Here is a 14,747-nt window from a genome sequence, read left to right as displayed (position 1 = left end):
CCAGCCATCACAATGTTTCCGTTAACACCGTTGAGCGTCAGCTCGAAGGGTTAGAAGATACTTTTAAGCCCAATCGTCGCTGGCTACCGGCAACGATTGCTTTTGATGATTTTAAGTCGGGCAAATTCGCTCAAAGCGAAATGAGCATGATTCTAATGAATCCGCAGAACCATCGCACTATCGATATCATCCAATCCCGTAACTCGCGCTTTATGCGTAGCTACTTTCTTTCTCGCTACTCTAAAAAGGCCCGCTGGTCAGTTAGGATTGTCGTCGTCGATCTATTTGAGCCTTATCGTAATCTTATCCATGATTTATTTCCCAAGGCGATCATCGTAGCTGACCATTTCCACGTTGTTGTCCAGGCTTACCGGGCACTTCAAAGTGCCCGACTTAAGGTCATGAAAGAATACGGGCCAAATACACATGAATACCGCGCTTTAAAGCGTTATTGGAAGTTATTAATGGCTAAAGAAGGCCAGCTGGATTACCTGCACTACTATTCCCGGCGTAACTTTAACCACGCTTATTTATCCAACCAAGATGTCGTAGAACGGCTGCTTAGCTTCTCTCCAGAGTTAAGGGCGGCTTACGAATACTATCAAGACTTAATCACCGCAATCAGTCAACGCAGCCAAGAGTTGCTTGATCAATTAATCAGTCGGCCTAATTTACCAACTACGATGAGGCGAGTCAAGCGAACGCTCGCTAAGCATCGGCAGGAAATTATCGCCAGTTTTTATACCCAATTAACCAATGGGCCGATTGAAGGCACCAATAATAAAATCAAAGTAATCAAGCGGACTGCATATGGCTTCCGTAACTTCTTCCACTTTAGGATTAGAATTCTGGTTTCGTTGAAGACTTCTAATCTCATGATTCGTGAATTATCAAAAAAGAGAACTAGACCAAAAGCCAAAGTGGCTTAGTCTAGTTCTCAAAAATCTCTTCATCCTTACCGATTGACAAAGAGCCTAATGGTTTAGACGGCTCCTTAATTTGTGAATTCATTGTCAAAGAATGCTAACTGGTAATATAATATGGACAAATGTTTTTTTAGGGGATGGCAACTAAATGAAACGAACGGAGCAGCTGGAGAGGACGCGTCAGGCAATTTTAGAGACGGCGACGCGGCTCTTCATGCAAAAAGGCTTTGGCCAGACATCGACGCGAGACATCGCCAAGGAGATTGGGATTACCCAGCCGGCCTTGTATCACCACTTCAGCGATAAGGAAGTTCTTTTCCTAAGCGTGATGACAGAATTCTCACGGAAGGTCCATCAAGATATTAATAGGGTCCTGCGCAAACATCAACTGGATCCGGAAGAACAGCTCTTCGAAATCGTTAAGGTCCTGAAGAAACACCATACGATCAGCATTTACGAACAGTATAATCAGGCGATTCAGCTGCTTTCCAAGAGTTCCCAGCGCAAGTTCAACATGATTTTTGTGATGGATTACCTGGGCCCAATTGGCGAATACTTCAAACAACCCGAGGTCGGACTGCGGGCTGACCTTTTGCCGCGTGAAGCTGCAGAGCTCTTCCTGGCCAGTCTGACTCCCGTCTTTGGGACCTATCAGGTGATCGGGGGACATGCTATCACTAGTGACCAGCGGACCAAGTTGATCATCGACTGCATTATTAATGGGCTGAAACGGACCCCTAAGGAAGAGATTATTTAATCCTTGACAATTCAATCTTCAACCACTACAATTTAGTAGTATGTAATTTGTGAGTTCATTTGAGCCCGGTGATCTATTGTCCATCGGGTTCTGCAATAAAACCAAAGACAGTTCCTAACTGTTTTTGGATTTTTTTTGCTCAAAAGTTGCTTTTTGGGGTAATTGTAACCCAATTGTAACATTTGAAAATGGCTCACCCAACAAATTAGAGAGGTGAACAGTTTGGCCGGACATTTAGTAAAATACGGTAAACACCGTACCCGTCGTAGTTACTCCCGGATTAAAGAAGTTCTCGAGTTGCCTAACCTGATTGAGATCCAGACCAATTCCTACAATTGGTTCATGGATAAAGGGCTGCGGGAAATGTTTGATGACATTATGCCAATTGATGACTTCCAAGGTAAGCTTTCCCTGGAATTCGTCGACTATCAACTATTAGAACCTAAGTACACTGTTGACGAAGCACGTGAACACGATGCTAACTACTCAGCACCGCTGCACGTTACTTTGCGGTTGACCAACCACGAAACCGGTGAGATCAAGTCCCAGGACGTCTTCTTCGGTGACTTCCCACTGATGACTGATCAAGGGACCTTCATTATCAACGGGGCAGAACGGGTTATCGTTTCACAATTAGTTCGTTCCCCTGGTGTCTACTACAATGAAGAAACCGACAAGAATGGTCGGACAAACTACGGTGCCACCTTTATTCCTAACCGTGGTGCCTGGTTGGAATACGAAACCGACGCTAAGAATGTTTCCTACGTCCGGATTGACCGGACCCGGAAGCTGCCAATGACGGAATTAGTTCGGGCATTGGGCTTCGGTTCCGATGATGAAATTATTGACATGTTCGGTGGCGACAGTGAAACCCTGTCACTGACTTTGGACAAGGATGTCCACAAGAATGCTGAAGACTCCCGGGTTGAGGAAGCATTGAAGGACATCTACGAACGTTTGCGTCCAGGTGAACCAAAGACCGCCGATTCAGCACGTAACCTGTTGACGGCCCGGTTCTTCGATCCAAAGCGTTACGACATGGCTCCCGTTGGTCGTTACAAGACTAACAAGAAGTTGATGCTCAAGTACCGGCTGCTCGGTGAAACCCTGGCGGAAACCCTGGCTGACCCTGACACTGGTGAAGTGTTGGCACAAAAGGGCGACACGGTTACCAAGGAAGTTCTCAAGAAGCTGGAAACTTACCTGGACCGCGACGACTTCAAGATGGTTACCTACACGCCATCTGACGAAGCCGTAGTTACGGAACCCGTTAAGCTGCAAAAGATTATGGTTTACTCCAAGACGGACCCAGAACGGGTTGTGCCAATCATTGGTAATGGCCACATTCCATTGGAATACAAGCACATCGAACCAGCCGACATTCTTGCATCCTTGAACTACTTCTTCAACCTGCAAGAAGGCATCGGCTCAACTGATGACATCGACCACTTGGGTAACCGGCGGATTCGTTCCGTGGGTGAACTGCTGCAAAACCAATTCCGGATCGGGCTTGCCCGGATGGAACGGGTTGTTCGTGAACGGATGTCAATCCAAGATCCTGACACGGTGACGCCGCAACAGCTGATCAACATTCGGCCTGTGGTTGCATCTATCAAGGAATTCTTCGGTTCCTCTCAGCTGTCACAATTCATGGATCAAACCAACCCGCTGGGTGAATTGACCCACAAGCGGCGTCTGTCCGCCCTTGGTCCTGGTGGTTTGACGCGTGACCGGGCCGGTTATGAAGTCCGGGACGTGCACTACACCCACTATGGTCGGATGTGCCCAATTGAAACACCTGAAGGACCAAACATTGGTCTGATCAACAGTCTGTCTTCCTACGCGCGGGTTAACAAGTATGGTTTCATTGAAACGCCATACCGTCGTGTTTCCTGGAAGACCCACAAGGTTACCGACAAGATCGACTACCTGACTGCCGACGAAGAAGATAACTTTGTGATTGCCCAAGCCAACTCACCACTGAATGACGATGGTTCATTCGTTGATGATGAGGTTATGGCCCGTGACAAGGATGAATACGTTGAAACTAGTGTTGAGAACGTCGACTACATGGACGTTTCTCCTAAGCAAGTTGTCTCCGTCGCTTCCGCATGTATTCCATTCCTTGAAAATGATGACTCCAACCGTGCCCTGATGGGTGCCAACATGCAGCGGCAAGCTGTTCCGCTGCTCAACCCACACGCACCGCTGGTAAGTACGGGGATCGACTACAAGGCCGCTCATGACTCTGGGGTAGCCATGATTGCCAAGAAGGCCGGTACTGTGGAATACGTCGATGCTCGTGAAGTGCGGGTTCGTGAAGATGACGGCAGTCTTGACACTTACAAGCTGATGAAGTTCCGTCGTTCCAACGGTGGTAAGAATTACAACCAACGGCCAATCGTTAAGGTCGGCGAACACGTCGACGCTGATGATGTCTTAGCTGATGGTCCATCCATGGAACAAGGGGAATTAGCCCTTGGTCAAAACCCACTGATCGCCTTCATGACTTGGCAGGGTTACAACTTCGAAGATGCCATCGCCATCAACGAACGCCTGGTTAAGGACGATGTCTACACTTCGATTCACATTGAATCCTACGAATCAGAAGCTCGGGAAACCAAGCTGGGTCCTGAAGAAATGACGCGGGAAATTCCTAACGTCGGTGACGATGCCCTGAAGGATCTCGATGAAAACGGGATCGTGCGGGTCGGTGCCGAAGTTCATGATGGTGATATCCTGGTTGGTAAGGTTACGCCAAAGGGAATGACTGAACTGTCTGCCGAAGAACGGCTCCTGCACGCCATCTTTGGTGAAAAGTCCCGTGAAGTTCGTGATACCTCACTGCGGGTACCTCACGGCGGTGGCGGTATTATCCAGGATGTTAAGGTCTTCACTCGTGAAAACGGGGACGAACTGTCACCAGGTGTCAACACCATGGTCCGGGTCTACATCGCTCAAAAGCGGAAGATCCAAGTTGGTGACAAGATGTCCGGTCGTCACGGTAACAAGGGTACTGTTTCCATTGTTATCCCTGAAGAAGATATGCCATACATGCCAGATGGAACCCCAATCGACATCATGTTGAGTCCAATGGGTGTGCCAAGTCGTATGAACATCGGTCAGCTGCTTGAATTGCACCTGGGGATGGCTGCTAAGCGGCTTGGGATTCACATGGCAACGCCGGTCTTTGATGGTGCCTCTGACAAGGACGTTTGGGATGCGGTTCGTGAATCCGGGTTCCCTGAAGACGGTAAGACGATCCTCTATGATGGTCGGACCGGTGAACCATTTGAAAATCGGATTGCCGTTGGTTCCATGCACTACCTGAAGCTGGCTCACATGGTTGATGATAAGATTCACGCGCGGTCAACTGGTCCTTACTCACTGGTTACCCAACAGCCGCTGGGTGGTAAAGCTCAATTCGGTGGTCAGCGGTTCGGTGAAATGGAAGTTTGGGCCCTCGAAGCTTACGGTGCGGCCTACACTCTGCAAGAAATCCTGACCTACAAGTCAGATGATACCGTTGGTCGTGTTCGGACTTACGATGCCATCATCAACGGTCAGCCAATTCCAAAGCCAGGTGTTCCTGAATCATTCCGGGTTCTGGTTAAGGAACTCCAGGCCCTGGGCCTTGATATGAAGGTCCTCGATGGCAAGCACCAGGAAGTTCAATTAAAGAACATGGATGAAGATGACTCCGAAGTTGTCAGCGTTGACGCCCTGGCTAAGTACGCTGAGCAGCACAATGCCGACAATGACAAGAAGAAAGAATCGGCTTCGAAGACCCCATCTGCATCAACGACTGAAGATAAAACCAAGCAAGATTAATCGTTCTTCAACTGAGATTTACTGAAATAAGGAGGAACATCCTTTGATTGATGTCAATAAATTTGAAAGCATGCAGATCGGTCTGGCATCTCCAGACAAGATCCGTAGCTGGTCTTACGGTGAAGTAAAGAAGCCGGAGACCATCAACTACCGGACCTTGAAGCCGGAGAAGCAGGGTCTGTTTGACGAACGAATCTTTGGCCCAACTAAGGACTACGAGTGTGCTTGTGGTAAGTACAAGCGGATTCGTTACAAGGGTCGGATTTGTGACCGTTGTGGAGTCGAAGTTACTAGTTCCAAGGTTCGTCGTGAACGGATGGGCCACATCGAACTGGCCGCTCCCGTTTCCCACATCTGGTACTTTAAGGGGATCCCAAGCCGGATGGGTCTTGTCCTGGACATGAGCCCCCGTTCCCTGGAAGAAGTTATCTACTTCGCTTCCTACGTGGTTCTTGATCCTGGTAACACCCCACTGGAAAAGAAGCAACTGCTCTCCGAAGCTGAATACCGGGAGAAGAAGGCTGAATACGGCACCAAGTTCACCGCTGAAATGGGTGCGGCTGCTATCAAGAAGCTGCTCGCCGACGTGGACCTGCAGAAGGAAGCCGACGAACTGAAGGAAGAATTGAAGGAAGCTACTGGTCAAAAGCGGACCCGGGCAATCCGGCGTCTGGACATCCTGGAAGCCTTCATCAAGTCTGGCAACAAGCCGGAATGGATGGTCATGGATGTCATTCCAGTTATGCCGCCTGACCTTCGTCCAATGGTTCAACTGGAAGGTGGCCGGTTCGCTACCTCTGACTTGAACGACCTTTACCGGCGGGTTATCAACCGTAACAACCGTCTGAAGCGCCTGCTCAAGCTCCAAGCACCTGGAATCATCGTGCAAAACGAAAAGCGGATGCTGCAGGAAGCCGTTGACGCCCTGATCGATAACGGTCGGCGGGGTCGTCCGGTTGCCGGCCCAGGTAACCGTCCGCTGAAGTCCCTGTCGCACCTGCTCAAGGGTAAGCAAGGACGGTTCCGTCAGAACCTGCTTGGTAAGCGTGTTGACTACTCTGGCCGTTCCGTTATCGATGTTGGTCCATCCCTGAAGATGAACCAAATGGGTCTGCCAGTCCCAATGGCTCTGGAACTGTTCAAGCCATTCATTATGCACGAATTAGTTAAGCGGGGCCTCTCTGCTAACGTTAAGGCGGCCAAGCGGAAGATCGACCGTCGTGATGATGATGTCTTCGATGTATTGGAAGACGTTATCAAGGAACACCCAGTATTGCTGAACCGGGCACCTACCCTGCACCGGCTTGGTATCCAGGCCTTCGAACCAATCCTGGTTTCTGGGAAGTCCATGCGGTTGCACCCACTGGTATGTACCGCCTACAACGCCGATTTCGATGGTGACCAGATGGCCATCCACGTGCCATTGTCTGACGAAGCTCAGGCCGAAGCACGGCTGTTGATGCTGGCTGCTCACCACATTCTGAGTCCTCGTGACGGTGAACCAATTGTGTCACCATCACAGGATATGGTTATCGGTAACTACTACATGACCACTGAAGATAAGGGTCGTGAAGGCGAAGGAATGATCTTCAAGGATACCGACGAAGCTGAAATGGCCTACAAGAACGGTTACGTTTCCCTGCAGACCCGGGTTGGTGTTCAAGTATCATCATTCCCTGACAAGCCATTCACTGACGAACAGCGGAACCAGATCATGGTAACTTCCGTTGGTAAGCTCCTCTTCAACCGGATCATGCCAAAGGACTTTGCCTACATCAACGAACCAACCGATGCCAACATCCATGAAGGGGTTGACGAGAAGTTCTTCCTCAAGCCGGGGGAAAACATCCATGACTACCTGGAAAGTGCACCACTGGTTCCACCATTCAAGAAGGGCTTCCTGTCTGACCTGATTGCCGAAGTTTACAAGCAATACAAGGTTACGAAGACTTCTCAATTCCTTGACCGGATCAAGGACCTCGGTTACTACGAATCCACGATTTCTGGTCTGACCACTGCAATGTCTGATATTCATGACTTGCCTGAAAAGCCAGAAATCATCAAGAACGCTCGTAAGCAAGTGGCTCTGATCACGAAGCAATTCCGGCGTGGTCTGATCACGGATGACGAACGGTACGAACGGGTTATCGCTGCTTGGAACGACGCCAAGGATGAAGTGCAAAACAAGCTGATTGAGCACATGGATATCCACAACCCAATCAACATGATGTCTGACTCCGGTGCGCGTGGTAACATTTCTAACTTTACTCAGCTGGCCGGGATGCGTGGCCTGATGGCCTCACCAAACGGTAAGATCATGGAACTGCCTGTCCTGTCTAACTTCTACGAAGGGCTGTCTGTTCTGGAAATGTTCCTGTCCTCACACGGTGCTCGTAAGGGGATGACTGATACCGCCCTGAAGACGGCCAACTCAGGTTACCTGACCCGGCGGCTGGTTGATGTTGCCCAAGACGTGGTTGTTCGTGAAAAGGACTGTGGGACTGACCGTGGTCTTGAAGTTACGGCTATCACTAACGGTAACGAAATGATCGAACCACTCTATGACCGGATCATGGGTCGTTACACGATGAAGTCCGTCTTTGATCCAAAGACTGGCAAGAAGATCGTTGGCAAGAACGTCCTGATTGACGAAGACATGGCTCAAAAGATCGTCGACGCCGGTGTTAAGAAGGTTACGATTCGTTCCGCCTTCACTTGCAACACTGAACACGGTGTCTGCGAACGTTGCTACGGTCGGAACGCTGCTACCGGTGACCGGGTTGAAGCCGGTGAAGCTGTCGGTACGGTTGCCGCTCAGTCAATCGGTGAACCAGGTACTCAGCTGACGCTGCGGAACTTCCACACTGGTGGTGTTGCCGGCAACGACGATATCACTCAAGGGCTTCCTCGTGTGCAAGAAATTGTGGAAGCACGGAACCCTAAAGGTCGGGCAACGATCACCGAAGTTACTGGTGAAGTTGTTTCCATCGAAGAAAACCCAGCTGAACGGACCAAGGACGTTACGGTTAAGGGTGAAACCGACACCCGGACTTACACCCTGCCAATCACGGCTCGGATGCGGGTTGCGGAAGGTGACTTCATTCACCGTGGGACGGCCCTCAACGAAGGTTCAATCGATCCTAAGGAATTGATTCGGGTTCGTGACGTTCTGTCCACTGAAACTTACCTGCTGGCCCAAGTTCAGGGTGTTTACCGGATGCAGGGTATTGACCTGCTCGATAAGCACGTTGAAATCATGATTCGGCAGATGATGCGGAAGGTTCGGGTCATGGATCCAGGTGACACTGACCTCCTGCCTGGTCAACTGATGGACATTGGTCAATTCCGTGATGCTAACAAGCCAACGCTGTACGCTGGCGGTATTCCGGCAACTGCTCGTCCAGTTATCCTTGGAATCACCAAGGCGGCCCTCGAAACCAACAGTTTCCTGTCCGCTGCCTCCTTCCAGGAAACGACCCGGGTACTTACCGACGCTGCTATTCGTGGTAAGAACGACCCACTGGTTGGTTTGAAGGAAAATGTTATCATTGGTAAGATCATTCCAGCTGGTACTGGGATGCCGACCTACCGGAACATTAAGCCAAAGGAAGTTAGTGTTGCTGCTTACTCCATCAAGGACCTTGAGGCCAAGATGAAAGAGGAAGACAAGCAAAACTAAGCTTGTGGATAAATTAAGAAGAGGCTGGTAAAGCTTTACCGGCCTCTTTTTTGTTGCAAACGAGGTGTTTACTTGACCAAAAAATATCAAATTGAAATTCCGGAGGAGGCCCTAGAGCAGACTGACTTTCAGCCGGGGGATCGCCTGGCGCTGAGCGTTAATCACAAGCAGATCGACGTGCGGTCGTCACGGGTGATCGACCAACTGCCCCAGATTGCATTCTGGTGGTATGCCTTACCCGCAGCGGTGGCAACCCTGGTCTTTTATGCCTTCTTCCGTGAACGGAATACGGTGCGGCCGATTCCGCTGACGGGGAGTGACTACTCCCTGGCCAATGGGACAATGATCCTGGGGGTGATCTCGGGGCTGATCCTCTTTATCACCACCTTCATTGTGGAAAAGGTACGCCAAAACGGGCCGACCAAGGACTTTTATTGGCGCAGCCTGCCACCGCTGGCGATCGCCTGTGGATTAATCATGATCTTCTCCTTCTCGGCGATCTTCTGGCTGCTCGGCCAGATGTTTAATGACGCCAGCTTTGACCTCTACACGACCACGGTCTTCGCCTTTGTGATTATCGCGGCGGTCAACTACCTGATGATCAACCTAGCGATGACCCTGACGTCGGGGGTAGTTACCAACCTGCTTACGATCATGATCATCGGGGGAATGCTCTTCTCAATGCTGACCAACTCGTCACGGGACTGGTGGAAGCACAACTTCAGCTTCCTGGGGACCGCGGAGAACTCTGCCAGCCTCCAGTTCAACGTCACCCTGATCTTTTCGGGGCTGCTGATGATGACGCTGGTGGATTACCTGTTCGTTAACCTCCAGAAGCGTTACCGGGGGCGGCGGGTCTTGGTCTTGCGGCTGCTTTTGTACATGTTGTCGGCCTGCGTTGCGTCAATTGGGCTTTTCCCCAACGACCCGCAGTTTCACGTCCTGCACGACCGAGTTTCGATGTGGCTGGTCTACATCATGCTGATCCTGATCGTATTGATCCGCTGGATTCTACCCGAGGTCACCCGCCAGTTCCTGATCCTTTCCTATGTTATGGGAGCCTTGATGGGGCTGGAATACATTGTTTTTAAGCTCAGCTACTACCTTTCGCTGACGGCCTTTGAACTGTTGGAGTTTGGCCTGGCCTTCTCCTGGCTGCTCCTGCTGTTGCAAAATATTGAAAACCTGGCCCGGTTTGGGCACAACCTCTTCCTGGTGGAGATTACGCCCACCCAGGATGGGGATAAATAGTGAATAAGTCACGGTTAAGCGCCGTGGCTTTTTTGTTATGCACAGGTAATGGTCAAAACCACGATGGTCGCTAAGCATAGGAATGGCAGAAAGGGGAGCCGCGCCTGGCGTCGGCCGATGAAGAAGGGAAGACTGGCCAGGCAGGAAATGAGGATGATGAGTGCCGTGTACTCAAGTCCGAAGGCGAAGAAGAGAATGGCGATGAACATGACGTCCCCGCCGCCTAGCCAGTTGAGGCATACAGCCATGACGGTAAGAAGGCCAAGCGTCGTTGTGATGATCAGCCAGGTCAGGGCAGCGGGCGGCGACCAGTTGGGGATGATGAGCAAGAGGGGGAGGAGTCCCGCCAGGTTGAGCGGGTACAGGGACTGGTAGTAGTAATCGCAGCTGGCGATGAAAAGGAGGGCCTGGATGACGACCACCACCAGGAAACTGTGGAAAAGTGACGGGGTGGCGAGCAGGCCGGCAAAAAGTCCACAGGCTAATTCACAGGCGGTGTCGTAGATGGGGATCCTTCGGCGGCAGAAGTGACAGTGACCGCCCTGAAGGATGAAGCCGAGGATGGGGATCAGCTGCCACCAGCAGAGGGGATGACGACAGTGCGGGCAGTAGGAACGTGCTGGTGACCAGGGCGACTCGCCGACAACCCCCAGGCGGGCGGCGCACAAGTTGGTGAACGAGGAAAGGCAGAATGTGAAAATAGCAGTGAATAAGTTGGCAAACATGGCAAAACCTCCTATAATAAACAGACGGGATTTATGCCGGCTGCCGCCAAAATAAATCTGGCGATCGCGTTGACATTCATTTGGGGACGTGATAGTCTATTTAAGGTGCTTTTTTAGCAACGGAGTGTCTGTCGTTGGGCAGACTTTTGCGTCAACGAAGGCACAACAATCTAATAACCATCCAGCAATTTTTTTATTCATCAAAAAGAACCGCCTGGATGTGTGGACTTAAAAACAAGGAAGGGGAAAAATTATGCCAACCATTAACCAATTGGTACGTAAAGGCCGTAAGAGCCACAAGGGCAAGTCAAAGTCACCAGCTCTTGGCTATGTTTACAACACTTTTAAGAAGGAAGAAGTTAAGGTTCCGGCTCCACAAAAGCGTGGGGTTGCTACCCGTGTCGGTACCATGACTCCTAAGAAGCCTAACTCAGCTCTGCGGAAGTACGCCCGTGTACGTCTTTCCAACCTGATCGAAGTTACTGCTTACATTCCTGGTATTGGTCACAACCTCCAAGAACACTCAGTTGTTTTAATTCGTGGTGGTCGTGTTAAGGACTTGCCAGGGGTTCGTTACCACATCATCCGTGGTACCCTCGATACTGCCGGTGTTGAAGGCCGGATGCAATCACGGTCCAAGTACGGTACTAAGAAGCCTAAGAAGTAATTTTTAAGGAGGAGTTAAGTAATGCCACGTAAAGGACATGTACAAAAGCGTGAAATTTTACCAGATCCAGTGTACAACTCAAAGCTGGTTACGAGCTTAATCGACCGTCTGATGGTTGATGGTAAGCGTGGAACTGCTACGAAGATTTTATACGCAGCGTTCGACCAAATTAAGGAAGAAACTGGTAACGATCCAGTTGAAGTTTTCCAACAAGCTATGGAAAACGTTATGCCTGTTCTTGAAGTTAAGGCTCGTCGTGTTGGTGGTTCTAACTACCAAGTTCCAATCGAAGTTCGTCCAGAACGGCGGACCACTTTAGGCCTTCGTTGGATTGTTCAATACGCACGGCTTCGTGGTGAACACACCATGGTTGAACGGCTTTCCCGTGAAATCATCGATGCTTCTAACAACACCGGTGCTTCCGTTAAGAAGCGTGAAGACACTCACCGGATGGCAGAAGCCAACCGTGCCTTTGCACACTACCGCTGGTAATCATCGGCAATTGAAACCAGTTGCCTGACTGGTTACAATAAAGGGGTGACGTAGTTGATTGATAACCGTCATCCCTTTTTCTAAAAAATGACGATAAAATATTATCTTTCGGAAGGAGATACACTTTAAGATGGCTAACAAACGTGAATATCCACTTGCTAAGACGCGTAACATCGGTATCATGGCCCACATCGATGCCGGTAAGACGACTGCCACTGAGCGGATTCTTTACTACACCGGTAAGATTCACAAGATTGGTGAAACTCACGATGGTGCTTCACAAATGGACTGGATGGATGAAGAAAAGGAACGTGGTATCACTATCACGTCCGCTGCCACTACGGCCGTTTGGAAGGACTACCGGATCAACATCATCGATACCCCAGGACACGTGGACTTCACTGTCGAAGTTGAACGTGCGCTGCGGGTGCTTGATGGTGCCGTAACGGTTCTGGATGCCCAAGCCGGTGTTGAACCACAGACTGAAACTGTTTGGCGTCAAGCCGACCAGTTTAACGTTCCACGGATCGTCTTTGCTAACAAGATGGACAAGGTTGGTGCCAACTTTGACTACTCTGTTCAAACGATCAAGGACCGTCTGAACGTTACCCCACTGCCAATCCAAATGCCAATTGGTGCCGAAGATTCATTCGTCGGTGTTGTTGACTTGGTTAAGATGGTAGCCTACGTTTACGATGAAGATAAGCTGGGTACCAACTGGGATACTGTTGACATTCCAGATGACCTGAAGGATGAAGCTCAAAAGCGTCACGATGCAATGATCGAAACGCTGGCGGACATCGATGACAACATCATGGAAAAGTACCTTGAAGGGGAAGACATCTCCGTTGACGAAATCAAGGCTGCTATCCGTAAGGGGACCCTGGAAGAAAAGCTCTTCCCTGTATTGGCTGGTTCTGCCTACAAGGATAAGGGTATCCAGATGATGCTTGATGCCGTTATCGACTACCTGCCATCACCACTTGATGTTAAGCCATTCGTTGCTCACGATGCTGATGGTAACGAAGTTGAATTGACTGCCGGTGACGACAAGCCATTCGCTGCTTTGGCCTTCAAGATTGCTACTGACCCATTCGTTGGTCGTCTGACCTTCTTACGTGTTTACACTGGTTCACTGCAATCCGGTTCTTACGTTCTGAACGCTACTAAGGACAAGCGTGAACGTATCGGTCGTCTGTTGCAAATGCACTCTAACCAACAACACGAAATCCCAGAAGTATTCTCTGGTGATATCGCCGCTGCTATCGGTCTGAAGAACACTACTACTGGTGACTCTCTGACTGATCCTGATCACCCACTGCAACTTGAATCAATGGACTTCCCTGACCCAGTTATCCAGGTTTCCGTTGAACCAAAGTCAAAGGCTGACCAAGACAAGATGGATAAGGGTCTGCAAAAGCTTGCTGAAGAAGACCCAACGTTCAAGGCTGAAACTAACCCTGAAACTGGTGAAACGCTGATCGCCGGGATGGGTGAATTGCACCTGGACATCATTGTTGAACGTCTGCGTCGTGAATTCCACGCCGAAGTTAAGGTTGGTAAGCCACAAGTATCTTACCGTGAAGCATTCACCAAGAAGGCTAGTGCCCAAGGTAAGTTCGTTCGTCAGTCTGGTGGTAAGGGTCAATACGGTGATGTATGGATCGAATTTACGCCACTTGAAGAAGGTAAGGGCTTCGAATTCGAAGATGCCATTGTCGGTGGGGTTGTTCCTCGTGAATTCATCCCTGCTGTTGAACAAGGTCTGAAGGAAGCTATGCAAAATGGTGTTCTTGCCGGCTACCCACTTGTTGACATGCACGCTAAGCTTTACGATGGTAGTTACCACGAAGTCGACTCTAGTGAAGCGGCCTTCAAGGTTGCTGCATCCCTCGCTCTGAAGAATGCTGCTAAGAAGGCTGATCCAGTTATCCTTGAACCAATCATGAAGGTTGACATTGTTGTTCCTCAAGACAACATGGGTGACGTTATGGGTCAAGTAACTGCTCGTCGTGGTACGATCGACGGGATGGAAGAACGTGGTAACGCTCAACTGATCCACTCATTCGTTCCACTGTCAGAAATGTTCGGTTACGCTACTGCCCTGCGTTCTGCTACCCAGGGTCGTGGTACCTTCACGATGACCTTCGACCACTACTCAGCTGTTCCTAAGTCAGTTCAAGAAGACATCATCAAGAAGAGCGGTAAGGGTAACGACTAATTCGTTATCATAACTAGATTAAAGAAGATCGGTATTTACCGGTCTTTTTTATTTTTAAATTAATTTCTTCGCCTGATGAAAGCGCTAAACGAATGAATATAACAGTATCCAGGACTAAAATAGCCACTAGCACGAATTATATTAGCTGCTGAAAAGAACAATATTCGTGTTATACTAAAAACACCGAATGATTAGGAG

The 14,747-nt window shown here is 49.7% G+C and carries 9 protein-coding genes; 8 read left to right on the top strand and 1 reads right to left on the bottom strand.

The window, feature by feature from the left end; all coding sequences use genetic code 11:
- From QOS10_RS01020 to QOS10_RS01000, 5 genes are all read left to right on the top strand, one after another.
- Positions 1 to 929, top strand: a 929-nt coding sequence (locus QOS10_RS01020) for an ISL3 family transposase (protein WP_283593145.1), incomplete at its 5' end; no start/stop codon positions are given.
- 145 nt (positions 930 to 1,074) lie between these two features.
- Positions 1,075 to 1,683 (top strand): TetR/AcrR family transcriptional regulator, encoded by a 609-nt coding sequence (locus QOS10_RS01015; protein ID WP_283593143.1) that lies wholly within the window; start codon positions 1,075 to 1,077, stop codon positions 1,681 to 1,683.
- A gap of 213 nt (positions 1,684 to 1,896) precedes the next feature.
- The gene (rpoB, locus tag QOS10_RS01010) at positions 1,897 to 5,514 is read left to right on the top strand and encodes a DNA-directed RNA polymerase subunit beta (RefSeq protein WP_283593141.1); all 3,618 of its coding nucleotides are present in this window, start codon (positions 1,897 to 1,899) and stop codon (positions 5,512 to 5,514) included.
- Positions 5,515 to 5,557: 43 nt separating this feature from the next.
- A complete protein-coding gene (gene rpoC, locus QOS10_RS01005; protein ID WP_283593140.1) occupies positions 5,558 to 9,193 on the top strand; it encodes a DNA-directed RNA polymerase subunit beta' in 3,636 nt (1,211 codons plus the stop codon).
- A gap of 72 nt (positions 9,194 to 9,265) precedes the next feature.
- On the top strand, positions 9,266 to 10,444 hold the full coding sequence (locus QOS10_RS01000) for a DUF998 domain-containing protein (protein ID WP_283593139.1): 1,179 nt from the start codon (positions 9,266 to 9,268) through the stop codon (positions 10,442 to 10,444).
- Positions 10,445 to 10,479: 35 nt separating this feature from the next.
- Here QOS10_RS01000 and QOS10_RS00995 read toward each other — a convergent pair whose 3' ends face one another.
- Positions 10,480 to 11,169 carry a prepilin peptidase gene (locus tag QOS10_RS00995; protein WP_283593138.1) on the bottom strand — a complete coding sequence of 230 codons (690 nt, stop codon included), beginning with the start codon at positions 11,167 to 11,169 and terminating at the stop codon, positions 10,480 to 10,482.
- Positions 11,170 to 11,422: 253 nt separating this feature from the next.
- Here QOS10_RS00995 and rpsL point away from each other — a divergent pair, with 253 nt between their 5' ends.
- The 3 genes from rpsL to fusA all read left to right on the top strand — a co-directional run bounded on the left by rpsL (position 11,423) and on the right by fusA (position 14,549).
- Entirely contained in the window at positions 11,423 to 11,836 is a 414-nt protein-coding gene (rpsL, locus tag QOS10_RS00990; RefSeq protein WP_057805858.1) for a 30S ribosomal protein S12, read from the top strand.
- A gap of 21 nt (positions 11,837 to 11,857) precedes the next feature.
- The gene (gene rpsG / locus QOS10_RS00985; protein ID WP_057805856.1) at positions 11,858 to 12,328 is read left to right on the top strand and encodes a 30S ribosomal protein S7; all 471 of its coding nucleotides are present in this window, start codon (positions 11,858 to 11,860) and stop codon (positions 12,326 to 12,328) included.
- 130 nt (positions 12,329 to 12,458) lie between these two features.
- The gene (gene fusA / locus QOS10_RS00980; protein WP_283593134.1) at positions 12,459 to 14,549 is read left to right on the top strand and encodes an elongation factor G; all 2,091 of its coding nucleotides are present in this window, start codon (positions 12,459 to 12,461) and stop codon (positions 14,547 to 14,549) included.
- The last annotated feature ends 198 nt before the right edge of the window (positions 14,550 to 14,747 follow it).

The organism is Limosilactobacillus galli (genome assembly GCF_947381495.1).
In the GTDB taxonomy this organism is placed as follows: domain Bacteria; phylum Bacillota; class Bacilli; order Lactobacillales; family Lactobacillaceae; genus Limosilactobacillus; species Limosilactobacillus galli.
This window is presented reverse-complemented; position numbering and strand designations above follow the sequence as displayed.